The 24,107-nt window shown below is 63.9% G+C and carries 26 protein-coding genes; 12 read left to right on the plus strand and 14 right to left on the minus strand.

From position 1 onward, the window contains the following. Window positions 1-1,125 carry a DUF4873 domain-containing protein gene (locus CH286_RS13665; RefSeq protein WP_094609464.1) on the minus strand — a complete coding sequence of 375 codons (1,125 nt, stop codon included), beginning with the start codon at window positions 1,123-1,125 and terminating at the stop codon, window positions 1-3. Beyond that, on the minus strand, window positions 1,118-1,906 hold the full coding sequence (locus CH286_RS13670) for a TetR/AcrR family transcriptional regulator (RefSeq protein ID WP_242640209.1): 789 nt from the start codon (window positions 1,904-1,906) through the stop codon (window positions 1,118-1,120). Before CH286_RS13670 ends, CH286_RS13665 begins: the two co-directional genes overlap by 8 nt. Before the next feature lie 131 nt (window positions 1,907-2,037). Here CH286_RS13670 and CH286_RS13675 point away from each other — a divergent pair, with 131 nt between their 5' ends. From CH286_RS13675 to CH286_RS13690, 4 genes are read left to right on the plus strand one after another with little or no spacing between them, the layout of a single operon-like run. After that, a complete protein-coding gene (locus tag CH286_RS13675) occupies window positions 2,038-2,994 on the plus strand; it encodes an AurF N-oxygenase family protein (protein ID WP_052058266.1) in 957 nt (318 codons plus the stop codon). Further along, a complete protein-coding gene (locus tag CH286_RS13680) occupies window positions 2,991-3,854 on the plus strand; it encodes a diiron oxygenase (RefSeq protein ID WP_032401803.1) in 864 nt (287 codons plus the stop codon). The genes CH286_RS13675 and CH286_RS13680 overlap by 4 nt, the downstream gene beginning before the upstream one ends. Further along, complete coding sequence (locus CH286_RS13685; RefSeq protein ID WP_032401804.1) at window positions 3,851-5,338, plus strand: flavin-containing monooxygenase; 1,488 nt, start codon at window positions 3,851-3,853, stop codon at window positions 5,336-5,338. The genes CH286_RS13680 and CH286_RS13685 overlap by 4 nt, the downstream gene beginning before the upstream one ends. Continuing rightward, a complete protein-coding gene (locus CH286_RS13690; RefSeq protein WP_032401805.1) occupies window positions 5,335-6,183 on the plus strand; it encodes an SDR family NAD(P)-dependent oxidoreductase in 849 nt (282 codons plus the stop codon). Before CH286_RS13685 ends, CH286_RS13690 begins: the two co-directional genes overlap by 4 nt. Window positions 6,184-6,220: 37 nt before the next feature. On the opposite strand, the gene CH286_RS13695 is transcribed toward CH286_RS13690, so the two are convergent. Continuing rightward, window positions 6,221-7,603, minus strand: coding sequence for an ABC1 kinase family protein (locus CH286_RS13695; RefSeq protein WP_094609465.1), 1,383 nt, complete (start codon window positions 7,601-7,603; stop codon window positions 6,221-6,223). Window positions 7,604-7,605: 2 nt separating this feature from the next. Further along, window positions 7,606-8,154 (minus strand): carboxymuconolactone decarboxylase family protein, encoded by a 549-nt coding sequence (locus tag CH286_RS13700; RefSeq protein ID WP_094609466.1) that lies wholly within the window; start codon window positions 8,152-8,154, stop codon window positions 7,606-7,608. Window positions 8,155-8,245: 91 nt separating this feature from the next. Between CH286_RS13700 and CH286_RS13705 the strand changes: the two genes are divergently transcribed. Next, the gene (locus CH286_RS13705) at window positions 8,246-9,175 is read left to right on the plus strand and encodes an ABC transporter substrate-binding protein (protein ID WP_094609467.1); all 930 of its coding nucleotides are present in this window, start codon (window positions 8,246-8,248) and stop codon (window positions 9,173-9,175) included. A 5-nt stretch (window positions 9,176-9,180) separates the two neighbouring features. Here CH286_RS13705 and CH286_RS13710 read toward each other — a convergent pair whose 3' ends face one another. From CH286_RS13710 to urtA, 6 genes are all read right to left on the minus strand, one after another. Beyond that, window positions 9,181-9,849 (minus strand): GntR family transcriptional regulator, encoded by a 669-nt coding sequence (locus tag CH286_RS13710; protein ID WP_032401809.1) that lies wholly within the window; start codon window positions 9,847-9,849, stop codon window positions 9,181-9,183. Window positions 9,850-9,860: 11 nt separating this feature from the next. Continuing rightward, entirely contained in the window at window positions 9,861-10,553 is a 693-nt protein-coding gene (gene urtE / locus CH286_RS13715) for an urea ABC transporter ATP-binding subunit UrtE (RefSeq protein WP_032401810.1), read from the minus strand. Beyond that, window positions 10,546-11,376, minus strand: a complete 831-nt coding sequence (urtD, locus tag CH286_RS13720; RefSeq protein ID WP_032380315.1) for an urea ABC transporter ATP-binding protein UrtD — start codon at window positions 11,374-11,376, stop codon at window positions 10,546-10,548. The genes urtE and urtD overlap by 8 nt, the downstream gene beginning before the upstream one ends. Further along, entirely contained in the window at window positions 11,373-12,464 is a 1,092-nt protein-coding gene (urtC, locus tag CH286_RS13725) for an urea ABC transporter permease subunit UrtC (RefSeq protein ID WP_032380316.1), read from the minus strand. The genes urtD and urtC overlap by 4 nt, the downstream gene beginning before the upstream one ends. Further along, on the minus strand, window positions 12,461-13,345 hold the full coding sequence (urtB, locus tag CH286_RS13730; protein ID WP_094609468.1) for an urea ABC transporter permease subunit UrtB: 885 nt from the start codon (window positions 13,343-13,345) through the stop codon (window positions 12,461-12,463). Before urtB ends, urtC begins: the two co-directional genes overlap by 4 nt. 71 nt (window positions 13,346-13,416) lie before the next feature. Beyond that, window positions 13,417-14,694, minus strand: coding sequence for an urea ABC transporter substrate-binding protein (gene urtA, locus CH286_RS13735; RefSeq protein ID WP_032401813.1), 1,278 nt, complete (start codon window positions 14,692-14,694; stop codon window positions 13,417-13,419). Window positions 14,695-14,901: 207 nt separating this feature from the next. On the opposite strand from urtA, the gene CH286_RS13740 reads away from it, so the two are divergent. Both CH286_RS13740 and CH286_RS13745 read left to right on the plus strand, forming a co-directional pair. Further along, window positions 14,902-15,423: a hypothetical protein gene (locus CH286_RS13740; RefSeq protein ID WP_094609469.1), complete on the plus strand. Its 522-nt coding sequence runs from the start codon at window positions 14,902-14,904 to the stop codon at window positions 15,421-15,423. A gap of 334 nt (window positions 15,424-15,757) precedes the next feature. After that, a complete protein-coding gene (locus CH286_RS13745) occupies window positions 15,758-16,084 on the plus strand; it encodes a hypothetical protein (RefSeq protein ID WP_141215845.1) in 327 nt (108 codons plus the stop codon). A gap of 19 nt (window positions 16,085-16,103) precedes the next feature. On the opposite strand, the gene CH286_RS13750 is transcribed toward CH286_RS13745, so the two are convergent. Together CH286_RS13750 and CH286_RS13755 are read right to left on the minus strand one after the other, a co-directional pair. Beyond that, window positions 16,104-17,123, minus strand: a complete 1,020-nt coding sequence (locus CH286_RS13750) for an agmatine deiminase family protein (protein ID WP_094609617.1) — start codon at window positions 17,121-17,123, stop codon at window positions 16,104-16,106. 23 nt (window positions 17,124-17,146) lie between these two features. Continuing rightward, window positions 17,147-18,133, minus strand: a complete 987-nt coding sequence (locus CH286_RS13755; RefSeq protein WP_094609471.1) for a nitrilase-related carbon-nitrogen hydrolase — start codon at window positions 18,131-18,133, stop codon at window positions 17,147-17,149. Between the two features lie 82 nt (window positions 18,134-18,215). Between CH286_RS13755 and CH286_RS13760 the strand changes: the two genes are divergently transcribed. From CH286_RS13760 to CH286_RS13780, 5 genes are all read left to right on the plus strand, one after another. Further along, window positions 18,216-18,812, plus strand: coding sequence for a TetR/AcrR family transcriptional regulator C-terminal domain-containing protein (locus tag CH286_RS13760; RefSeq protein WP_032401816.1), 597 nt, complete (start codon window positions 18,216-18,218; stop codon window positions 18,810-18,812). Between the two features lie 67 nt (window positions 18,813-18,879). Then, window positions 18,880-19,089, plus strand: coding sequence for a helix-turn-helix transcriptional regulator (locus CH286_RS13765; RefSeq protein WP_032380321.1), 210 nt, complete (start codon window positions 18,880-18,882; stop codon window positions 19,087-19,089). A 1-nt stretch (window position 19,090) separates the two neighbouring features. Beyond that, a complete protein-coding gene (locus tag CH286_RS13770; protein ID WP_032401817.1) occupies window positions 19,091-19,573 on the plus strand; it encodes a hypothetical protein in 483 nt (160 codons plus the stop codon). Window positions 19,574-19,711: 138 nt separating this feature from the next. Further along, complete coding sequence (locus CH286_RS13775) at window positions 19,712-20,923, plus strand: MFS transporter (protein WP_094609472.1); 1,212 nt, start codon at window positions 19,712-19,714, stop codon at window positions 20,921-20,923. 18 nt (window positions 20,924-20,941) lie between these two features. Next, on the plus strand, window positions 20,942-21,709 hold the full coding sequence (locus CH286_RS13780) for a MerR family transcriptional regulator (protein ID WP_165430231.1): 768 nt from the start codon (window positions 20,942-20,944) through the stop codon (window positions 21,707-21,709). 18 nt (window positions 21,710-21,727) lie between these two features. Here CH286_RS13780 and CH286_RS13785 read toward each other — a convergent pair whose 3' ends face one another. Both CH286_RS13785 and CH286_RS13790 read right to left on the minus strand, forming a co-directional pair. Next, entirely contained in the window at window positions 21,728-23,245 is a 1,518-nt protein-coding gene (locus tag CH286_RS13785; protein WP_094609473.1) for an APC family permease, read from the minus strand. Further along, entirely contained in the window at window positions 23,238-24,092 is an 855-nt protein-coding gene (locus CH286_RS13790) for a universal stress protein (protein WP_032401819.1), read from the minus strand. Before CH286_RS13790 ends, CH286_RS13785 begins: the two co-directional genes overlap by 8 nt. Between the last annotated feature and the right edge of the window lie 15 nt (window positions 24,093-24,107).

Raw genomic sequence — 24,107 nt, forward strand, 5'->3', positions numbered from 1 at the left:
TCAGCGGGCGTTGGTAGCGCTGTTGGTAGCGCTGACGAACTGCGCGAGGCCGCGCACCTCCTGCTCGATCTCGGTCATGCCGTGTGTCTCGAAGATCGACGTGAACTGATTCTTGTCGAACATGCGGATCCCGATGTGTCCCGACACCGCACCCAGAATCGACTTCACCGGCGCGGCACTGCGGCCGTAACTCGTCATGATTGCAATCCGGCCGCCGGGGCGAAGGACGCGGATCAGTTCATCGACGACTGTCAGCGGGTTGGGCATCAGGTAGAGAGCCGCGTAGCAGCAGACGGCGTCGAACGTGTTGTCGGCGAAGGGAAGTGATTGCGCATCACCTCGCATGTAGGCGGCGTGAGGACCGCGATTGTCGCGGACGGCACGCCTGATCATCTGCTCGGAAATGTCGAACCCGATGGCGATGCCATCACCGCTCAGGTGGTCGGAGAGGTACCTGGTGAAATTTCCCGGTCCTGATGCCACGTCCAACACACTCATGGCTCCGGACAGGCGCAGGTCTGCGACGGCCTTTGCCCGTTCGGCGGACATGGACAGTCCGCCGACTCCCATCATCGCGACGCCGGCGGGCCGCCAGAGCTTTTCGTAGATAGACGCCACCAGCGGGTTGTTCATGGCCCGGCTGGCCGCCGTGGGTGACGGTGCAGGCGTGCCGCCGAGCAGTTCCACATAGCCGTCGGTGGTGACGGCACCCGCGCGAAATTCGGGTTCGAGCAGCGCCGCGGCGCGTTCGAGAGCCCGACTCTCGAGTTTCGGCGCAACGACGCCGTCGGCCCCGCTGTCCGGGTCTTCTTCCTCGGGTTCGAGCGGATACGGCGGCATCCCGTTGCCCTGCAAGCGGTATCGGCCCCATGGGTCCACGTCGCTCACCAGGACGGGCACGTCACCGCTGTCGGTGCTGAGTCTGCCCTTGCGGCTGCTGCCTGCGGCCTCCATGAACCCCTGGAGTGCTTCGTGTGGCCGTACTCGTCCGTACCAACGGAAGACGCCGTCGATGGGTTGGGAGTGCCCCCGTAGATCGATCTGAACATCGAACTCCGCGGCCGGATTGTCGAAGGTCAGCATGGCCGGGCCGCGGTAGTCGGGCTTGCCGGATAGATCACTCACGGGTTACTTCCTCCTGGTCGCGAACGAATGCGAGATGCATGGGGCGATCGGATTCGATGCGAATTTCGAGGAGCGCACTCGAGGACTCGACGAGTCCGCGCACGATGGCCGCCAGATGGGCGGTGAATCGTTCGATCGTCATGGCGGGTTCGTGCTGGTCGGAGCTACCCAGCCACCAGTCCGTCGCGGTCGCCACCGCTCCGAACGTCGAATAGGACACCATCTCGACGGTCGAATTGTCCACTGCCGGTACCTGTATGGCGTCGGCCAGCACGCGGGCGACCATGTTCGACGCGGTTCGCGCGGAATCCAGGGCCGGGTCACCCGCGGAGCCGTCTGCGGTCCGGCGGTCGCCGGTCCGGGTCAGGAAGTGGCCGTGCACGAGAAACCGAAACAGATTGGGGTGATCGGTGACCACTGCCGCGTACGCGGCAACGCCATGATCGATCAGATCGGCAACCGAATCCTCGAAGAGGTTGACGGTGCCCATGATTCGGTCCCACAGCAGGTCCTGGACGTGCTGGACGATCGCGGCATGCAGATCCGATCGGTCGGCGAAATGCCGGTAAAGCTTGGGCTTGGCCGTACCGGCGACCTTCGCGATGTCGCCCATGCTCACGTTCGGACCGTGAACCTCGATTGCCACCAGAGCAGCGGCGACCAGGTCTTTGCGCACCTGAAGTCGGTGCTCCCGCCAGCGCTCGGTACGCGCATCGATTTTCTTGCAGTGGGACGAGTGACGACCATGTTCGGGGTTGACACGTCCGGTGACTTGAACCACACTCGTCATATTACCTACTACCGCCGGTACTGGCTACCGCGAGTTTCGGTTACAAGAAGTCGCGGGGGCGTCATCGATCACGAGGGGGATCGGTTGTGAAGCGAGCAAGTGTCGATGAACGGGTGAGTGGCGTGGGGGCCGCGGGGCGCACGGTGCTGACGACCGAGGACCTGTCCGCCACCCGGGCGCGGGCCGTCGGGCCTCGTGAGAAAACCGCGAATCGCTTGCTGAAGTCGACTGCCAACAAGTTCTACGATGGCGAAATCGACATCGACTGGGCTGCTCCGGTAGTCGACGGTATGCGGTGGATGCCGGAGCATCGAGTCTCGCTCTACCGAACCAAGCTGTGGGACAAGCTCTCCGAAGAGCAGCGTCGCGAACTGGGTAGGCACGAGATCGTCAGCATTCTCTCGTTCGGTATCTACGCCGAGGGTTTTCTCAGCGCAAACCTGTTACGGGTGTTCGGAAAAGGGACTTTCTCCGACCATTCGATGTACTCGATAGCCGAGGTGGGCGAGGAATCGCGCCACTCGATCATGTTCGGAAAGCTGATCGAGAAGGCGGGCCTGAAGCCGTACCTCATGCCGAGAGCGGGTCTGATCATCGCGAAGATCGGTCAGTTTCTTCCTCTCGGGCCGGCGACCTACGGCGGGACGCTTCTCATCGAGGAGGTACTCGATCGGGCGCAGCGAGAAGCTCAGAACGATCCCGAAATGCAGCCGCACCTGCGGCAGATGATGCGCATTCACGTGATCGAGGAATCCCGGCACATCACCTACGCCCGTGAGGAAATGGTGCGGGCGATGAAATCGACCAATCGGGTCAACCGTGCGGTCCACCGCGTCATCCTTGCGACGATCGCCAACTTCACGTACCTCGCACTGATCAATCCGCGCGTGTACAGATCCGTCGGTATCAATCCGATTCGCGGGATCGTCACCGCAATGGCCAGCCCCACCTACAAGACCAACATGCAGTTCTTCTCCGAACCCATGATTCGGTTCTTCGCCGATGCCGGCATGTGCGAGGGCGTTGTGACCCGTCGCCTGTGGAAAATGACGCGGGCAATGCCGGACGATCTGGCATGAGCCCACGCTCGTCGGCGGTTCAGTACGATCCGCACGTCGACATCGACTGGGAATCACCCTGGCAGAGTGAGGCGTCGGCGTTGCCGCGAGACTCGGTGACGTTGTACGGGACCCGCCTGTGGGGCAGGTTGGCCGAGCAGGACCGGCGTACCTTGGCTCTGCACGAGGCAGTGAGCAGATGGAGCACGGTGTCGTATCTGTCGGCCATGCTGATCGGAACCCAGCTCAGGCGAGTAGCGGAGGAGGGGCTCAACAGCGCCGATTCTCGCAATGCTCTCGACGAGGTTGCGGGCGGTTCGCGGACCACGATCACTTTCGGACGGCTGGTTCGCGCCACGGAAGTGGCACCCTACAAGCCGCCGCGGGGCACGACCACAGCCGTCAAGCTGTTGGGCTTTCTACCGCTGGGTGCAGCATCGCATGCGTCCATCTTGTTGGTCGAGGAGACCTTCGCTCGGTCGATGGCCGGTGCGGTGACCGACCCCGGTATCGAGCCCCACGTTCGACAGGCCGTGAAGATCCATGGGCTCGGGAGCGCCGATCGTTTTGCGTCCGCTCGATCGGAAGTGGTTGCTGCTCAGAGCAACTCGAATGCGGTGGCTCGCGCGTACAACCGTGTGCTGCTCGCTCTGCTGGCCAACGTGATTCTTCGTCTCGGAGTGTCGTTCGAGGTGTACCGATCCATCGGCATCAGTCCTGCTCGGGGCGCGTTCGCATCGCGGCGTCGGCGATCCGAGATCAGGCGGCGGGATGCGGAGAACACCGTTGCCTTCCTCGATTCGGCCGGGATGCTCGACGGCACTATCACCGCAGCGCTGTGGAGACTGACCGGTGTAGTGCCATCGAACGGTCGACGATGACGGTGCACCGCACGGGTGTGCTGATCGTCGGGACGGGGTTCTCCGGGCTCGGCATGGCGATCGAACTCCGTAAGCGCGGGCGCGAGGACTTCCTGGTGCTGGAGAAGGCAGACGAGGTCGGCGGAACCTGGCGCGAGAACACCTACCCCGGATGCGCCTGCGATGTGCCGTCGCACCTGTATTCGCTGTCGGGAGAGCCGAATCCGTACTGGTCGAAGATGTGGTCGGGTCAGCCCGAAATTTTCGCGTACCTGAGGTCCCTCGCCGACAAGTACGACGTGCGCCGGAGCGTCCGTTTCGGCAGCACCTGCTCCGGCGGGTACTGGGACGAGAGACAGGCGCGCTGGCACGTGAGCACCGCCGAGGGAGACGAGTACATCGCACAGTTCCTGGTCTCGGGCGTCGGTGCGCTCCACATACCGAACATCCCGACGCTCCCCGGCATCGAGAACTTCACCGGCAAGGCGTTCCACTCGGCCAGGTGGGACCACGAGGTCGATCTCACGGGCAAGCGAGTGGCCGTGATCGGAACCGGTGCGAGCGCAGTGCAATTCGTGCCGCAAATCGCCGGACGAGTGGCGCAGTTGCAGTTGTATCAACGCACACCGGCGTGGGTACTGCCGCGTCGGAACTTCTCGGTGCCGACGGTGGTGCAACGAGTGTTCGCACGGGTACCGCTGCTACGGAGAGCTTTTCGGAACTCGGTGTACTGGAGCGCGGAGGCGTTGGCCATCGGCCTCAACGGCCACTCCTCGCTGTTGCGTCCCGTCGAATTCGCAGGCAGACGCTTCATCCGCAGAGAGATCTCGGACCCGACACTGCGCGAGAAGCTCACCCCGAGCTACCGAATCGGCTGTAAGCGAATCCTCGGCTCCAACACGTACTACAAGGCGCTGAATTCCACACGTGCCGAGGTGATCACCGGCGGCATCGCCGAGGTACGCGAACGCTCGATCGTCGACCGTGACGGCACCGAACGCGAGGTCGACGTCATCGTCTATGCGACGGGCTTCCACGTCACCGACGGCTTCGACAGCATGAACGTCGCCGGCGTCGGCGGTCGAAAGCTTGTGCAGCACTGGCAGAAAAACGGCATTGCAACCCACCTGGGTATCACCGCAGCGGGATATCCCAACGCGTTCTTCCTACTCGGGCCGAACACCGGCCTCGGTCACAACTCGGTGGTGTTCATGATCGAGCAACAGATCAAGTACGTGCTGCGGGCAGTGCAAATGGTCGAGCAGAGCGACGCGGATGCGATCGCCGTTCGTGAGCAGGTACAGGACCGCTTCGACACAGAGATACAGCGCAAGCTGAGAAACGGGGTGTGGAGCACCGGCGGTTGCACCAGTTGGTATCTCGACAGCACCGGGGTGAACCGAACCGTCTGGCCGGGTTTCACCTGGCAGTACTGGCTGCGTACCCGCACGATCGATCCCGCCGAATACGAACTGCTGCAAGCGAAAGAGAACGTGAACGTATGAAGAATCTCGGAAACAAAGTCGCCGTCGTCACCGGAGCCGGCTCGGGCATCGGACGAGCACTGGCGATCGACCTGGCCGGCCGGGGTGCGCAACTCGCGCTGTCCGATGTCGACGCAAGCGGACTCGCCGACACGGTGGCTGCGTGCGAGAAGGCCGGGGCCAAGACCCGTTCGTACGAGTTGGACGTGTCCGACCGCGCCGCGATGTACTTCCACGCAGACTCGGTTGTGAGCGACTTCGGCCGGGTCGACCTCGTGGTCAACAACGCCGGAGTCGCGCTGAATGCGGACGTGCTCGACATGAGTTGGGACGACTTCGAGTGGGTCATGAACGTCGACTTCTGGGGAGTTGCCAACGGCACCAAGGCCTTCCTGCCCGCGTTGATCGACTCCGGCGAGGGGCATCTGGTGAACATCTCGAGCGTGTTCGGTCTGATGGGTATCCCGGGCCAAAGTGCCTACAATTCCGCCAAGTTCGCTGTTCGCGGATTCACCGAGGCCTTGCGTCAGGAGATGAAGATCGGGCGACACCCCGTCGGCGTGACGTGCGTGCACCCGGGCGGCATCAAGACCAACATCGTGGCCAACGCCCGAGGCATGGACAGCCTGGGCGACGCCGACAAGGTGTCCGAAGCGTTCCAGCGGATCGCCAGAACAACACCCACTCGCGCAGCACAGGTCATTCTCGCGGGCGTGGAGAAGAACAAGCCACGAGTGCTCATCGGCCCGGACGCACGTGGTTTCGACGCCATTCCTCGCATCATCGGCCCGCGCTATCAAGACATCATGGCGCCGCTCAATCGACTCGGCACCGCAGCGGGCAAGAAGTTTCGCGTCACCCAGTAGCGGATCATCTATTCCGGGAGTGGAGCCTGCGGAACGACTATTGGGCCCGGTCTCGCCACTGTTGCTCGGCGACGCCGAGTTCGGTGGCGGGGGAGTCTCCGTAGATCCATTCCCGAGCGATCCTGTGCCAGTTGGCCGTTGCTCCCAGCTGGCCGAGAACGCCGAACGTCAGAAAATCTGCGCGACGTGAGAACAGGTGCTCGGGAGGCAGGTTCTGTCGCTTCATACCGGTGAATTGACCGCCGCGCGGATCGATCGCGAGCATCAGACCACTCGACGCCAGCGACGGTGTCACTGTCATCGCCCGGTCCACGAGGTTCCATTCGGACGCCGCGTAGACGTACTCGAGACACTCGTCGGGGGTGACCCCGGAGGACGCGTCGACGATGCCGCGGGCGATCATTGTGGCGAGCAGATCCTCACCGCGTTCCTCCGAAGCCATCCGTAAGCAGTCGATCTCGAACGCGACGTGTTCTGCTCGCATGCGGTTGAACAGACCGAAGTCGATGAATCCCACGCGGCCGTCGGTGCCGAGCAGGAGGTTTCCCGGATGTGGGTCCCCGCAGAATTCGTCGTACAGGTAGAGCGAACCGATGTAGAAGCGGTAGACGATCTCGCCGATGCGATCACGCTCGGCAACCGGTAGCGAGCGGATGTGATCGAACGAGACGCCGTCGAAGAACTCGGTGACGAGAACTCGCCGCGTGCACAGTTCCTCGATCGCGTCGGGAACGGCGACGAACGGGTGACCGCGAAATCGTCGAGCCAAGACCGATTGGGTGCGGGCTTCTTCGATGTAGTCGAGCTCCCGCTCGAGATTCTGCCGTAGTTCTTCGATCAGCTCCGGTGCCGCCACTGCAGGCAATGCGTTGCGCCAGAACTCGAGGAACAGTGCCAGGTTCTTCAGGTCCGCGCGCACGGCCGCGTCGACTCCGGGGTATTGGATCTTGACGGCGACGGCTCGGCCGTCGGGCAGGTGGGCGCGATAGACCTGGCCGATCGAGGCTGCGGCAAAGGGCTGTCGATCGAAGTCTGCGAAGAGGTTCTCCACGGTCTCGCCCAGGTCGTCCTCGATGACGGACAGCATCACCTCGACATCGACTTCCGGTGCGCGATCGCGCAGAGCGGCGAGCTTGTCCTGGAAGCGTTGTCGATGCTGCTCGGGTACCAGGGCGAGGTCGAGTACCGAGAGCATCTGGCCCAGCTTCATCGCCGCGCCCTTCATGCTGCCGAGCACTGTCACGAGTTGATCGGCTGCCTGAAGCGATCGTTTCTCCGAGATCCGTTCTCGCAGTTCCTCGGACCGACCGATCATCGACATCCGGGCCCCGGCACCGCGGATGGCCTGACCGGCCACCGCGCGGCCGAGGGCGCTTCCCCGCGCGGCCCGCGAGGTGGGTATCGGACGATCGGTGGGCATCTTCAGCGTTCGGTGTAGTCGCGTTCGACGCGCAGGGTGCCGAGAGTGGTTGCCAGGCCGTCGTATTGGGTGACCAACAGCATGAACTCGAGGAGTCGACGTTCGTCGAACTGCGTCGCGAGCTCCGCCCAGGTGGCGTCGGCGAGGGTCTTGGTGGCAACGAGCTCGTCGACGGCGGTCAGAATTGCGCGGTAGCGCGAAGACAGACCCGGTGCATCGGGTCCGGTCTTGATCGACTCCAGCAGGTCGCGGTCGATGCCTGCGCGCCTGCCGAGCCGAACGTGGTGGTCCATCTCGTACGCGGATTCTCGGAGGTGCGCCACGCGCAGGATCACCATCTCGGATTCCTTGCGCGAGATCTTGCCGCCGGGCATCAGGTGCCCGCTGTAGAACAGCCACGCTCGGAACAGGCCGCCGGTGCGCCCGAGGGTGGTGAACAGGTGGGGATTGGGCACCCCCGCACCTTTGGCGATCACCTTGCAGATGACCCAGTTGATGGGCCCGAGAGTTGTGGCGGTACCGGACGGAATGCGTGGTGTGGTCACAGCCACACCGTACCGACTGCCCGGCCGGACGTCACCGGGACGTAGAAGGGTAGGCTAACCTCCTTGTTATCCAGCACAACTTTCCCTCGGAGGACCCTTGACGAAGTCCCATGCCCGCATCACGGCCCTCGCCCTCACCGTCGCCGCCTTCGGTATGACTGCGACGGCGTGTTCGTCCACCGAGGCCACCTCCGACGGGGCAGGCAGCGCAACGCGATCGATCGAGACCGTCCGCGGAACGGTCGACGTTCCGGAAACCCCACTGCGCGTGGTCACACTCGAGCCGGTCGAGCTCGACACTTCCGTCGCGCTCGGCGTCGTACCCGTCGGCACCGCGGTGCTCAGTGAGGTGAGCGGTGTGCCGTCGTATCTCGGTGCCGAAGCGGCAGGCATCGCGACCGTCGGCACGGTGGCCGAACCGACCATCGAGGACATCGCGGCCCTGCAACCCGACCTCATTCTCGGCACCGAGACTCGGCACGCCGAGTACTACGATCAACTCTCCGCCCTTGCGCCGACGGTATTCATCGCCTCCCAGTCCGATCCGTGGCGTGAGAGTGTCCGGTTCGTCGGGCGCATTCTCGGCAGGGAGTCGAAGGCGGAGGAATTGCTCACCGCATACGACGACCGGTGCGGTGAGATCGCCGAAGAGTTCGGAACCGAAGGGAAGACAGCGCAACTCATCCGGCCTCGTAGCGGCGAGCTGACCCTGTACGGACCGTCCTCGTTCGCCGGCAGCACCCTCGAGTGCGCAGGGTTCACCACGCCGCCGCGGCCGGAGTGGGCCGACGAGATCTCGGTCGACCTCTCACCCGAGCTGGCAGCCCAGGCGGCAGCGGACTTGATCGTCGTCACCGCCACCGATCCGTCGGACCCGGCGGCGATCCCGGCGTCGATCACCGACAATGCAGCCGCGCTGCCCAATCCGCATGCGGTGGATCTGTCCTACTGGATCACCGGCGTCGGACCCAAGGGCGGACAGGCCGTACTCGACGACATCGATCGAATCCTGTCGGGGCGCGGTTGACACTGTCAGATCCGTACGGCACCCGCCAGGGCCGCGGCCTGCTGGGCTCGCTCGACCACTCGATCGCGCGAGGAATCGATGTGGGCGAGAAGTAGTTCCAGAGCCGTATCGAGGGTCCCCGCCAATACGTGCTCGACGATGTCGATGTGCTGATCGATCGCCGAGACGACGGCCGATGCATCGAGTCCGCCGAGTATCCGTACCGGACGTACCTTGGCATTGACGGCGCACAGCGCCTCGGTGAGTGCCGAATTGCCGGACGCCGCAAGCAATGTGACGTGGAAGTTCTCGTCCAGCGCCACCAGGTCGTCGGTGGTGTCCGGTGGGTCGGTGCGTAGCGCGACCCAGGTGTCCAGCAGAGTCGACAGTGCTGCCCGATCGAAGGACTGCGACGTCGAACGTGTGATGCCGCGGGCCTCGAGTGTGGCCCGTAACTCGTAAAGATCGGGCAGGTCGCCGAGTCGGGGTCGATAGGCGTGCAGGCCGGCCTCGTCGCGGGTGACGAGGCCGTCGGCCTGCAACCGTGCCAGGGCCTCCCGCACGGGAGTGCGTGAGACCCCGTACAACTCGGCGAGACGCTCCTCGCCGAGCCGCTCGGTGGAGCTGATGGCACCGGAGATCAGATCCCGGCGCAGTGACGAATAGACCTTCTCGCGAAGGTCACTGCGCGGCACGATTCGTCCGGTCAGATCGCCATGGCTGCGCGCACGTCGGCCTCGGACTCGCTACCGCCGACGCCGGTCGAGGTGATGCGGCCGGCCTCGAGGATATAATAGTTCTGCGCCGACTCGAGGGCGAAGCCGATGTGCTGCTCCACCAGTAGCACTCCGAGACCACCGCGGCGAGTGAGCTCGAGGATGGTGCGTTCGATCTCGGCGACCACCGACGGCTGGATACCCTCGGTCGGCTCGTCGAGAATCAGCATCCGAGGTTCGGTGATCAATGCCCGCGCGATGGCGAGTTGCTGGCGCTGCCCGCCCGAGAGCAATCCCGCTCTGCGGCCGAGCAATTCCTTCAGCGCCGGAAAGAGATCCAGTGCCTCGTCGATCAATGCCTTCCCGCGCTTTCGCCCGTCGGCCACCACCTGCAGGTTCTCGGCCGTCGTCAACTGGCCGAACGACTGCTGACCCTGCGGCACGTAGGCAAGGCCACGGGCGACGCGAGCGCTGGGTCGCAACGCACTGACGTCCTCACCGTCGAACATGACCTTGCCGGAGTTCACTTTCAACAATCCGACCGCTGCGCGCAGCAGTGTTGTCTTGCCTGCACCGTTGTGGCCCATCACCGCGGCGACACCGTCGGCCGGAACCGTCAGCGACGCACCGTGAATCACCTCGCTGCGGCCGTAACCGGTACGCACGTCGACCAGTTCAAGCATGACCGGCTCCCTCTTCTGCGATCTGTTCGAGTTCCTCGCCCGCCGCTGCGGTGCCGAGGTAGACCTCCTGGACCTTCGGGTCGGCCTGTACCTCGGCCACTGTGCCCTCGGCCAGAACGCGTCCGGCAGCCAACACCGTCACCGAGGTGGCGAACATGCGCATGAAGTCCATGTCGTGCTCGACCACCACCACGGTCCGCTCACCGCCGATGCGCTGCAGGAGCTGGCCCGTCTCCTCGCGTTCCTCGTGGCTCATGCCTGCCACCGGTTCGTCGAGCAGAAGCACGTCGGCGTTCTGCACCAACAGCATCCCGATCTCGAGCCACTGCTTCTGACCGTGCGCGAGGATTCCGGCCGCCTTGTCCCTTTCGGCCGTCAGACCGATGGTCTCGAGGGCCTCCTCGATGGCAGGCAGCACCGATCCGCGACGACGCAACATCGTCAGTACCGATCGTCCGGATCCGGCGGCGATGTCCAGGTTCTGCAGCACCGTCAGATTCTCGAAGATGCTGGCGGTCTGGAAGGTTCGGCCGATGCCGAGCCTGGCGATCTGATGCACCTTCTTGCCCAGCAGTTCGACGCCGGACTTGGTGACCGAGCCGGTGGCCGGAACGAGACCGGTGATGGCGTCGATCAGCGTGGTCTTGCCGGCACCGTTGGGTCCGATGAGAAAGCGCAGATCGCCCTGCATCAGCGTCAGATCGACGTTCGTGTTGGCCTTGAAACCGTCGAAACTGACCGTCAGATCGCGGACTTCGAGGTACTGACTGGACATGCCGGCGTTGCCGCCGAACGTGGGCTGCGGGCCTTCGACATGAATCATCGTGCGAGTTCCTTCTCTGGTTCTGCGCTCGACTCGGGGACCGATTCGGCTTCCTGCTTTCGCTTGCGCAGTGCGAAGAGTCCGGCGATGCCTGCGGGGAAGAATCCGACGACCACCACGAACAGCAGACCCTGCGCGTACGTCCAACCGGACGGGAACTGCTCGGACAGCGTGGTCTGAGCCCACGCGACTCCGAGGGCACCGAGGACTGGGCCGAGAAGGGTGGTGCGGCCGCCGATGGCGACGCCGATGAGGAACGCGATGGACGGGACGATGCCGACGTCGTTGGGAGAGATGATGCCGACGATCGGAACGAACAGTGCCCCGGCCAGACCGGCGAAGAACGCCGCGGCCACGTATGCCACGATCTTGACGTTGGCCGGGTCGTAACCGAGGAACCGCACCCGCTCCTCCTGATCGCGCACCGCCACCAACAGTTCGCCGTAGCGCGAGTACATCAGCTGGCGGGTGATGGCGACGACGACGAGCAGTACGCCTGCGGCGATGAAGAACAGCATCTGCTTGTTGGCAGGGTCGTTGAGGTTGAACCCGAAGAACGTGCGGAACCTGTTGAGCCCGTTGGATCCGCCGGTGCTCTGCTGTCCGATGAGCAGGATGGCGAAGGCCGCGGCCAGGGCCTGGCTCAGGATCGCGAAGTACGCGCCCTTGACTCGGCGCTTGAACACGCCGAGTCCCAGAACGAGTGCCACCAGGGCCGGCACGAACAGGATGCCCAGGATCGTCGAGATGGGTGAGGTGAACGGCACCCAATACGAAGGCAATTCACGGATACCGGCGATGGACATGAAGTCCGGTACGTCGTCGCCGCGTAGATCTGCATCGGAAATCTTCAGGTGCATGGCCATGATGTAGGCACCGATACCGAAGAACACGCCCTGGCCGAGAGTGAGCATTCCGCCACGACCCCAAGCCAATCCGATTCCGACGGCCACGATCGCGTAGCAGATGAACTTGCCCAGCAAATTCAACCGGAAGTCGCTGAGGACGGCCGGAGCAACGGCGAACAGCAGGATCGCGGCGAGGGCGAATCCCAGTAGAGCGCCGCGCTTGGCGATGAACTCGCTCATACCAGGCTCCTTGTCTTGACGGCGAACAAGCCCTGCGGGCGGGCCTGCAGGAAGATCACGATGAGGACGAACACGATGACCTTGGCGATCGAGGCCGTGGTGCTGTATTCGATGAACGAGTTGAGGATTCCGAGGGCGAAGGCGGCGATCACCGCGCCCTTGATCTGGCCGAGTCCGCCGACGACGACCACGAGGAAGGCGTCGATCAGATAGCTCTGTCCAACAGTGGAACTGGTGGATCCGATCAGAGTCAGTGCCACGCCCGCGACTCCCGCCAAACCGGAGCCGAGGAAGAACGTCGAGATGTCGGTCGTGCGGCTCGAGATGCCCGAGGTCTCCGCGAGGTCGCGGTTCTGCACCACCGCGCGGATGCGTCGACCCATTGCGGTCTTCTTCAGTGCGATCGACAGTGCGACCACGGCGACGACCGCGAGGACGAGAATGAAGATTCTGGTCTTGGGCACCACGGCACCGAGAATGTCGACGCCGCCGCTCAGCCATTCCGGGGAGACGACGTTGACCGCCGGAGCGCCGAAGATATCGCGGGCGAGCTGCTGCAGGATGAGCCCGACGCCGAACGTGACGAGCAGGGTGTCCAGTGGACGGTGGTACATGCGCTGGATCAGCGTCACCTCGAGCAGCACACCCATCGCGCCGCCGACGAGGAAGCCGACGATCAGCGAGATGAACAGTGATGCGCCGCCGGTCGAGACGATCTGCTGCACAACGTAGGCCGTGTACGAGCCGGCCATGATGAACTCGCCGTGCGCCATGTTGATGACGCCCATCTGACCGAACGTCAGTGAGAGCCCGAGGGCGGCGAGCAGAAGAATGGATCCGATCGACAGGCCGGTGAACAACTGTCCGATCACGACGTCCATGGGGAGCTCCTTCGGAGCATGTGAGTGGAACCTCGTAGCAGGCTACGAAGTTCCACTCACATGGGTGGTGGTCAGTTGAGGTCGGAAGCCCAGTCGTAGGTCTCGAGGAACGGGTCGGGTGCAATTGCTTCGGGGGACTCCCACACCGTGTAGATCAGTCCGTCGGGGCGGATCTCACCGATGCGGGCGGTCTTGGAGATGTGGTGGTTGTCGCCGTCGATGACGACCTCACCCTCGGGAGCGGCGAAGCTGACGCCGTCGGCCGCGGCCTGAATGTCGGCCACCGCAAAGGAATCGGCCTTCTCGACAGTGTTCTTCCAGAGGTAGACCGACGTGTAGGCGGCTTCCATGGGATCCGAGGTGGGCTTGTCGGCACCGTACTTCGCCTTGTAGTCGGCGACGAACTTGGTGTTCTCCGGGGAGTCGACGGTCTGGTAGTAGTTCCAGGCGGTCAGCTGGCCCTCGATGTTGGCTGCTCCGATGCCCGCCACTTCCTCCTCGGCGATGGACACCGAGATGACCGGCATGTCAGCAGCTTTGAGGCCGGCGTTGGTGTACTCGCGGAAGAACGCGACGTTGGAGTCGCCGTTGAGGGTGTTGAACACCGCGTCGGCGTCGGCGGAGCGCACCTTGTTGACGATGGTGGAGAAGTCGGTCGAGCCGAGCGGGGTGTAGTCCTCGCCCTTGATCTCGATTCCGTTGGCCGCGGCGTAGGCCTTGATCTCGCGGTTGGCCGTCTGCGGGAAGACGTAGTCGCTACCGACCAGGTAGAGCGACTTGACGCCCTTCTCTTTCAGGTAGTCCAGGGCCGGAATGATCTGCTGATTGGTGGTGGCACCGGTGTAGAAGATGTTCTTGGACGCCTCGAGGCCCTCGTACTGCACGGGGTAGTAGAGGAGAGCGTCGTTGTCCTCGAACACGGGCAGCATCGCCTTGCGCGACGACGAGGTCCAACCGCCGAAAACTGCTGCGACACAATCGCTGCTGATCAGCTTCTCGGCCTTCTCGGCGAACACAGTGGGCTCGGACGCGCCGTCCTCGGCGACGACCTCGATCTGCTTGCCGTTGACGCCGCCGGCTGCGTTGATCTGCTCGACGGCCAGCGCGATCGAATCACGCACCGTCACTTCGCTGATCGCCATGGTGCCGGACAGGGAGTTGAGCGAGCCCACCTTGATGGTGTCACCCGAGGTGTCCACGCACGAGGTGGCTGTGCTGCCGCCGCCGTCCGCGGAGGTGGTGTCGCTCGCCTTGCTGCCGCAGGCGGTGGCGACCAGGCTCAATGCAGCCAGAGCTGCGGGAACGACCATGACGCGCTTGACGGACATGCGCTTCGAGACAGCAGGCATCTACGGCCCTTTCGGAGTTTGTATACAGAGTTGTATTCGCGATTGCGAACAGTAAAGGGAAGTTATTGCGCCGGTATGTTGCGCGGTGACGAGTCTGTTTCCCGCGTTACGTCGACGTAAAAGCAGTCGAGTGACAATCATCCTTGACATTTTTTGACAAGCAGAGTTGACTTTTGGGTAATCCGTAGCCCAAAGGAAGGGTCGATCATGAGTGCATTCGTCACAGCAGCCCGATTCGTCGGAGACCTCGACGACGAGTTCTATGCCGACGAGCTGCAACGCGACATCTGGAACGAGGCCTCGGCCGTCGGATTTCAGTCTCTACTGTGGATCGGACTGATCGGTGGCGCGGTCCTGCCCTACGCCGCGGGTGTCACCGGAGCGTGGATGGCGCTCGGCCTGTTCTTCGTGCTGATCTGCGTGTCCTTCGTGGTGTTGGGATACGCCAGGGAGCGAGGGATCGACATGTACGCCTCGCAGAAACTTCGACGCTCGCGGATAGCGTTCGCCGGACTGCTCTTCTTTCTCGCCGGTGCAGGAGCGGCCCTTCGCCTCCTGGCTCACTACGGCGGCGGCAATCTTCAGTCCTTGTGGATCGGGGCTGCGATCGGTGCGCCGGTGGGGCTCGCCGCTGGAGTGATGGGTATCAAGAATCGGCGGCGTCGGGTGCAGGAGGCCGAGCGCGCCGCCGAGAAGGCCGAACTGCTCGGGTTCGGCCCGAACAAGTGACGTGCATTCTGTGAACCGTCCCTAGACCTGGGGTTACAGGATGTAAGGATACGTAAAGGTATCGGTTTCGATCAGTCCGTTCGCAGATCCGCCGTCCGGGAGGTATGTTCTGTCCGATGACATCACGATTGTCCGGTGTCAGCGGCTGTTGCAGGGCTGGTCGGACGCGGGTTCGTAACGTGGCCGAGCGTGCGCCCGATGATAAGAGAGGCTCGGTTCGAGGCCGATGACGATGTGCACTACCAATCCGCCCTTCGTCGCGCCACGAAGTACCAACGAGACCACGTCGGACGTTCACCTCACGGTGGAGCACGCTAACAGGGAAGTCGAGGCCGTGCGCAGAGACAAGAGCTACCTCAGACTCGTTGGATCGAGCACGCCGCAGCCCACCATCGAGGTTCACGGCGGACCCAAGACCATCACAGTTCACGTCGACAACGTCCTGCCGGGTCAGATGTGCGAGATTCTGCACAACGGCATGCTGTCGCTGAGCCACCGCGTCACCGTCGGCGACAACATCTCCAGCATCGACATCATCACGTTCGCCCTCAAGCCGGGCGAATACAGCGTGTCACTCCGTCTCGACGGACGCTTGGACTGCGTCACCGAGGCGCAGACCGTCGTCGTCGGCGAGCAGTTGGAAGTTCGACGCAGCTCGTAGGACTTCCGAACGCCGACCGTCAGCCGCGATCGCGCGCCGACGGTTGGTGCTGGGTGATGCAGTGGATGCCACCGCCTCTCTCGAACAGTGGTCTCGCGTCCACGCTCACCACCTTTCTTCCTGGATAGGCGTCTCGCAATACCGCCGCTGCCTCACGGTCGGCCGGGTCGTCGTAGCTGCAGGCAATCACGCCGCCGTTGACGACGAGATGATTGATGTAGCTGTAGTCGACGAATCCATCCGCATCCCGCAACGTCTGCGGAGCGGGCACCTCGACGATGTTCCACTCTTCACCCGAGCCACTGTGAGTGGCGCGCAGAGTGTCGATGATCAGCGCGCTGACCTCGTGATCGGGGTGAGCCCGGTCTCGTTGACTGTGCACCAGAACGGTTCCAGGAGACGGGATGGCCGCGACGATGTCGACGTGGCCACGGGTGCCGAACCGCATGGAATCTCGCGTCAATCCGCGTGGCAGCCAGATGACATGCTGCGCACCGATGGTCCGCGCCAGCTCCGCCTCGATGTCGGCCTTCGTCAGGCTCGGATTGCGACCGGGATCGAGTTGCACGGTTTCGGTGACCAGTACGGTGCCTGCGCCGTCGACCGCGATGCCGCCGCCCTCGTTGACGATGGGTGACGTAATCCTCTGTACTGCAGCCTGATCGGCGACGAACTCGCCTATGCGGCAGTCCTTGTCCCACTGCGCCCAGTCCTGTGCGCCCCAGCCGTTGAAGATCCAGTCGACGGCAGCAACCGAACCGTCGTCCGAATGAACGAATGTCGGGCCGATGTCGCGCATCCATGCGTCGTTCAGCGGTGCTTCGACGATGTCGATATCGCGAGAAAGGTACGTCGCGGCCACCGCGCGCTCGGCCGGATCGACGACGACGGTCACCGGCTCGAACTCCGCTACCGCATGCGCGACGGCCGCCCAGGTGGAGCGGGCCTCGTGCTTGGCTTCCGGATCGTCGCCGAGGGAGTAGCCCTCGCACGGGAACGCCATCCACACCTTGTCCTGCGGTGCCGTCTCGGACGGCATCGTGTATTGCGTTGCGGTCGTGGTCACTTGATCACCGGCGTCGCAGCGTGTCCGTCGCCGTAGGGGGCGTCCGAGCGCACCGGCTCGGTCAGGCGTGAGTAGGTGTCCGGTCTGCGGGTGAGCAGAAAAGGAAAGAGCTCCAACCATTCTCGACGCTGATCGAGGTCGAGATCCGCGACGAGCACGGCTGGTTCGTCGCGCGGTGCCTGAACCAGGATGCGGCCGTAGGGATCGGAGATGAACGACGATCCGTAGAACGTGATCTCGCCTTCGTCGCCGCACCGGTTGGGCACCACCATGAACAGGCCGTTGGAAATTCCGTGTCCGACGATGACGTGCTGCCACAGCGGCTGGGTGTCGAACGCCGGGAACGACGGCTCGGACCCGATGGCCGTCGGATAGGCGAGTATCTCGGCGCCGCCGAGTGCGTAGCTGCGTGCGACCTCGGGAAACCACTCGTCCCAGCAGGTGGGTAGACCCACCCGGGCACCACCGAGTTGCTCCGGTGAGTAGACGGGGTACGGGTCGTCGGCCGGGCCGGGGCGGAAGTAGGTGTCTTCGTAGTAGCCGGCCGAGATGGGGATGTGCAGCTTGCGGGTTCTGGCCAGTAGTTCGCCGGAGGGCGAGACCATGATGGAGGTGTTGAAGCCCAATCCGTCTGCTGCCTCGGACTTCTCGTACAGCGAGGCATGGACCACGATGCCGTTGGCGGCGGCGGCCTCGGCGGCCAGACCGAATGTGGGCCCGGTCGTCAGATCCTCGGCCGCGCTGCCGGGGTTCGCACCGGCGGGGGTGTCGGCCGGGTAGCGCAGCAGGGTGATCTCGGGCAGGAAGACGACCTGCGCCCCGAGGCCTGCGGCTGTGGAAATGGCCTCGAGCAGTTCGCCTTTCGATGCGGCTGCATCGGGATTCCAACGATGCTGCACCAGACCGACCCGCAGTGGCGGCCGATCGGTCGCGGTGGTCCGGGTCAGCGCCTCGGGTGGCGTGAGGTTCGTGAGGGTCAGCATGCCGATCTCCTGTTAAAACGAATGTGATTCGTTAAGTATCGTTGATGTCTGCCCCGAACGCAACGGATACGGGAGAAATGCTGTGGGAAGACCGTCGGCACCCCTTCTCGACGTCGATCGCATCACGACGGCGGCCCTGACTCTCGTCGAAGAGTCGGGTGGATTCACCATGCCTCAGCTGGCCAAGAAGCTGAAGGTCAGTCCGTCCTCGCTCTACAACCACGTGTCCGGACGTGACGAGATCATCGAATTGCTGCGGGGTCGGGCGATGTCCGAGGTGGAGATGCCGGACGCCGGTATGCCGTGGCGTGAGGCGCTCGCCTGGATCGCGCGCGGGTATCGAAACAGCTACGGGCGCTACCCACGGTTGATCCCATTGCTGACGGCTCAGGCCGTGAACAGCAGCGCTGCGTTCGGGATGTACAACACGTTGGCGCGGGTGCTGACAGATGCTGGCTTCGCGCCTGCCGACGTGCTCCGCATCATCACCGTGCTCGACAGTTACGTGTTGGGTTCGGCCTTGGATCTGGCAGCTCCCGAAGCACCGTGGCTCAGTAGCCGCGACGTGGAACCGGAACTGAAAGCTGCACTGGACGCTGCGGGGGAACTGCACGAGCGGTCCGAGGATGCCTTCGAGTTCGGGCTGCAGGCTCTTCTGATGGGCCTCGAGCCGCGGTAGCGACGCCGCATCGTTGTTGATGACAAGAGGGGTTGACATTTTTTGACAAGTCCGCTTGACTTCTGTCATGAACAACGCGCTGAAAACCAATGCGGTGCGTGAACACCGGAAGGCTGCGCGGCTGACCCAGGCGGAGCTCGGTAAGGCCTGCGGGGTTTCCCGGCAGAGCATCGTCTCCGTCGAAGGGGGCGACTACGCACCGAGCGTCTACCTGGCACTGAAGCTGGCCGGGGCGCTGAACACCACTGTCGAAACATTGTTCGGAAACGAGGAGTGACATGAGCACATTCACCAAGACCATGCGAATCGTCGGCGATCTGGACGATGAGTTCTACGACGACGAACGCCAGCGTGATGTGTGGAACGAAGCCTCCGCCATCGGTTTTCAACTGTTCCTCTGGGCCGGCCTCATCGGCGGTGCAATTCTGCCATGGGCGGCGAACACGACCGGAGCGTGGATTGCGCTCGGGATTCTCGTCGTCTCCACGTTGATCAGCTTCGCGACGATCGGCTATTCGGCGGTCCGCGGGGTGAACATCTACACCGCAGCAAACGCCGGACGGCTCCGAGGGATCATTGTCGGTGTGATCGCAGCAGTCGGCTACGTCGGAGTCCTCGTCAGGCTGCAACCGGACGTCTACTCGCAGGTGAGCTCGTGGGCAGGCGCAGCCGTGGGTGCGGTGGTCGGGGGCGGTGTCGTCGCACTGATCATCTGGCAGATGCGTAAGCGCAACGCGCGTTTCGAGGCCGAGGAAATCTGAGCAGCAGTCCTGGGTCGGTCGTCGACGGGTCGCGACTCAGCGTCGAGGTCCGTCACGCGCTGCCCTCGTGTCGGCATCGTGGCCCGATGTGCACGCACAGCTTGACCTTGACGCAACGTCAATGCAGATCATCGAAGCATGAGTCGTATCCGTCTTGCTGTTCCGCTGTACATCGGTGGCGCGTCGTTGTCGCTTTTCGGCAACTCGGCCATCACTGTCGTCCTGCCCTGGTTGGTGCTGGCCACGACAGGAAGCCTGGCGTCGGCAGGTCTGATCGCTGCGGCAGCGGGCATCGCAGCGGTGCCGGCAACGTTCGCCGGTGGTCGACTGATCGACCGATTCGGGGCACGCAACGTGGCCGTCGTCTCCGATCTCGGTAGCGCGACTGCGGTATTCGGCCTGATCGTGGTGAGTGCGACGGTGGGGTTGTCGGTGCCATGGTTCGTGGTGCTCGGAGTGGCAGGCGCTGTCTTCGATGTGCCGGGGATGACGGCTCGTCAGGCGATGCTCGCCGACGTCGCGTCGATCTCGGGGACGTCGGTCACGGCGGTGGCCGGGTTCTTTCAGACCGGTTTCTCGCTGGCGTTCCTGGCCGGACCGGCTCTGGCGGGTCTGCTGTTGAGCATGCTGGATCCGATCGACGTCGTGGCCGTCACGGCCGCCTCGTCGGCGGCCGCTGCGGTGCTGACTGCGTTGGTTCCGGTTGTGGGGCAGGCGTTCGCGGCCGGTGCCGCGGGGTCGGGGAGTGCGCTGGACCTGATCCGTCGCACACCCGCGCTGCGCGCGATGCTGCTGTTCGCGTTTCTCGCGAGTCTGGTCACCCCGCCGATGATCAGCCTGCTGCTGCCCGGTCACTTCAACGAGATCGGCGAACCCGGGCAGCTCGGCCTGGCCATGTCGGCGTACGCCGTCGGTGCCTTGGCGGGGTCGGCCTTGTTCGCTTTTGTGGCCGCCCGATCGCGACGGGCCACGTTCGTGACGGGAATGGCTGCGATGACGATCGGTATCTGGCTGTTCGCACAGCTGCATGGGTTCTGGATCGTCGCGGCCGGGATGCTCGTGATGGGTCTCGGATCCGGGCTGTTCGGTCCGATCTGGAATGTCTACGTGGCCGAACAGGTCCCCGCAGATGTTCGGGGGCGCGTCCTCGGCTGGTTGAACATGAGCGGGCTCGTGGCCGGTCCGATGGGGTTGGGACTGATGTCGGTGGTGCTCCTCGGCGGCGATCTCGGTCTCGGGGCCGTCGTCATGGGAGTCGGATGGACAGCTGTTGCTGCCTATGCGGTGCTGAGTCCGGGTGCGCGTGAGCTGACCGAACCGGTGCAGCACTCTGCCGGAGTGGACGGTTGATCGGCAACAATGGTCGCCATGCTGCGTATCGGTGAGCTGGCTTCCTATGTGGGAGTGACGACCCGAACCGTGCGGTTCTACCACCAGCAGGGGCTGTTGGACGAGCCACGACGCGACACGTCGGGTTACCGTCTGTACGACGGGGAGGCCGTGCTGCGGCTGTCACGTGTTGTTGCTCTTGCCTCGGCCGGTGTGCCACTGGCGCGCGTCCACGAGCTACTCGACGCCTCGCAGGAAACACTCGACCTCGCCTTGCTCGAGATCCACGCCGACCTGAACAGCAGGATCGAACGTCTGGAGAAAGATCGCGACAGACTGGGGCTGTTGCGCGCGGGCGACGCGCTGGTCCTTCCCGATCTGATCGTCGGCCTGATCCAGCACCTGCGCGACGCGGGCATCGATACCGGAGTGGTCGATCACTATCGCGACGCCTGGATACTGACGTATGCCGTCTACCGGCCCCGGCTCGATCCCTGGCTGAAGGAGTTCGGTGCCGTCATGCTCAGGGACCCGGGCTATCTGGCACTCATGGTGCGCTCTTTTCGAGCAGCCGAGCTCGAACCCGAGGACCCACGGATCCAGGAGCTCGCGGACGACACGGTCGAATGGATGATCGACACCTGGGCCAGTAACGCCCGCGAATGGTCGTTCGAGCGCGGTCTCGACGACCCTGCGGCCAACGCACTACTCGCGGAGCAGTGGGCCGACCGGCCTGCCTGGGTGCGCGTCACCGAGCTGATCATGCAAGGTCTGCAGGAGCGTGGCATCGAGCATTCCCCACCCTGACGAAGGCCAGGGGGATCGTCAGTCTTCGACGATCAGTGAAGGAGTATCGCGGCGGAGAATGTCGCCCTTGAAGAAATCCGGCTTGCGCAGTGCCACCACCAACATGATGACGATGCCGAGGACGATGATCCCCACGCCGATGAGGAAGACCATCCCGATGCCGAACAGTGATGAGCCGCTACCGAACTCGGGATCCCACGCATCGACCGAGGTCTGCACGAACACCACGGCCATCCCGACCCCGCCGAGTAGCGGCGCGAGGAACTTGAAGAACACGTTGCGCGTGCTGGTGAACAATTCCTCGCGGAAGTACCAGACGCAGGCGAACGCCGTGATGCCGTAGTAGAAGCAGATCATCAGTCCGAGTGCGGCGATGGTGTCGGTGAGTACGTTGTCGCTCACCACTCGCATCACGGCGTAGAAGCCGGCCGACGCGCCGCCCGCCACCAGCGTCGCGAAGCCTGGAGTGCTGAATCGCGGCGTGATGGAAGCGAACCGCTTCGGTAGTGCCTGATAGTGGCCCATCGCCAGCAGAGTGCGCGCCGGTGAGATGAAGGTGGCCTGCAACGAACTGGCCGAGCTGCTCAGCACGGCGAGCGAGAGCAGAACCGCGAACGGTCCCATCACCGGCCCAGCGAGAGCCGCGAACACGTTGTCGGTGGTGTCGGGATTCTGCAGTCCGTTCCCGGTATCCCCGGTGCCGGCGAACAGCAGGGTGGCGACCGCGGTGAGCAAGTACAAAACGATGATGAAGAACACCGTCACCAGAGCGGCGCGGCCGGGAATCTTTGCGCTACCGGACGTTTCCTCGTTGACCGTCAGACAGACGTCCCAGCCCCAGTACATGAAGATCGACAGCGACAGGCCGGCCGTGAATGCAGAGAAGCTCGGAATGCCGAACGGATCGAACCAATCCAGGCTGAACGAGATGTCGTCGGCCCCGTCGCCTGCCCCGACCTTCACGAACGCGGCAACGATGAACCACGCCATCACCAGCAACTGGAAGCCGAGCATCGTGTATTGAACGCGCTTGGTCTCCTGCATGCCGCGATAACACAGCCACGCCGACAGCGCCATGAACACCAGGCACGTGACGATGTTGACGAGCTTGTTGCCGGTGAGGTCGGCCACCGAATCGTTGCTGGTGACCTGCGCGAGAAAGAGATAGAAGAAGTCGACGGCCACCCCGGCGAGGTTGGAGAGCACGATGATGGTGGCCGCGATCAGACCCCACCCGCCCATCCAGCCGACGTAGGGGCCGAAGGCCTTGGACGCCCACGTGAAGGACGTACCGCTGTCGGGTTCGGCCGCGTTGAGCTCTCGATAGCCCAAGGCCACCAACAACATCGGGATGAAGCCCACGATGAAGATCGCAGGCAGGTGCACCCCGACCTCGGTGACCGTCGGCCCGAGCGATGCCGTCAATGCGTACGCGGGTGCGATGGTCGAAATGCCCAGCACGACACTCGCGAGCAGCCCGAGCTGGCCGGCCGACAGGCCCTTGGACTCGACGTCCACTACCTTGTGCTCATTCATCGCCGGCCTCTCTCGGAACAACGATCATCGGAACGGGGACGACCCGAAGCATCTTGGCGGCAACCGATCCCAGGAAGAGCCGGTGAGGCTGCGCGAGTCGAGACGAGCCCACCATCAACACGTCACCGCCGTGCCAGTCCAGGGAGGAGGCGGCCTTCTCGATGCCGGAACCCTCGGCCACCGTCAACTGCACCTCCGAACCGTCGGGCAGTCCGGCTTGTACGGTGCGCAGCACGTCCTCGGCCTTGGCGAGACCTCCTGGCCCCGGTGCTGATCGCTCATCTGCGGAAACGAGGGAGAGCAGGCGCAGTGGCAATTCGGCGGTGGCAGACAGGTCGGTGGCCGCCTCGACGAGTTCGGCTGCCCCCGGACGATTTCCGATGGCGCAGGTGATCTCGCGAATGCGCTGCGGGGGAGAGTGCCGATACCCGCGCGGTGCCAGCGCGAGTGGCACGTGCGCGACGTGCAACAAATCGCTGGTGACGGTGCCGATCGAGTGGCGTCCGAGCAAACCGTCACCGGCCGCGCCGACGACGATCATGTAGGCGTCACACTCGTCCACACAGTCGAGCAGGCCCTGTGCGAACGACTCGTCGAACAGCAGGTGAGTACGAGCCTCGACGTCCTCGGGCACCAATTTCAGTGCCTCGTCCAGCCAATCGGTGGCCTGGTCGATCAAGATGTCGTCGTAGGCCGCCTCGACCGGCGCCTTGGACGGCACCGGACGCTCCTGAGGCAGCACCAGGCAGATGTCCAGCGAGGCCTGCAGCGAACGCGCGAGCGTTGCGCCCAGGGCGATTCCGTCCGCGCCACTCGGTGTTGCCTGGTACCCCACGATCAGACGCATGGGCGGACCTTCCCT

The sequence above is a fragment of the Rhodococcus sp. WWJCD1 genome (genome assembly GCF_002258735.1).
In the GTDB taxonomy this organism is placed as follows: Bacteria; Actinomycetota; Actinomycetes; order Mycobacteriales; family Mycobacteriaceae; genus Rhodococcoides.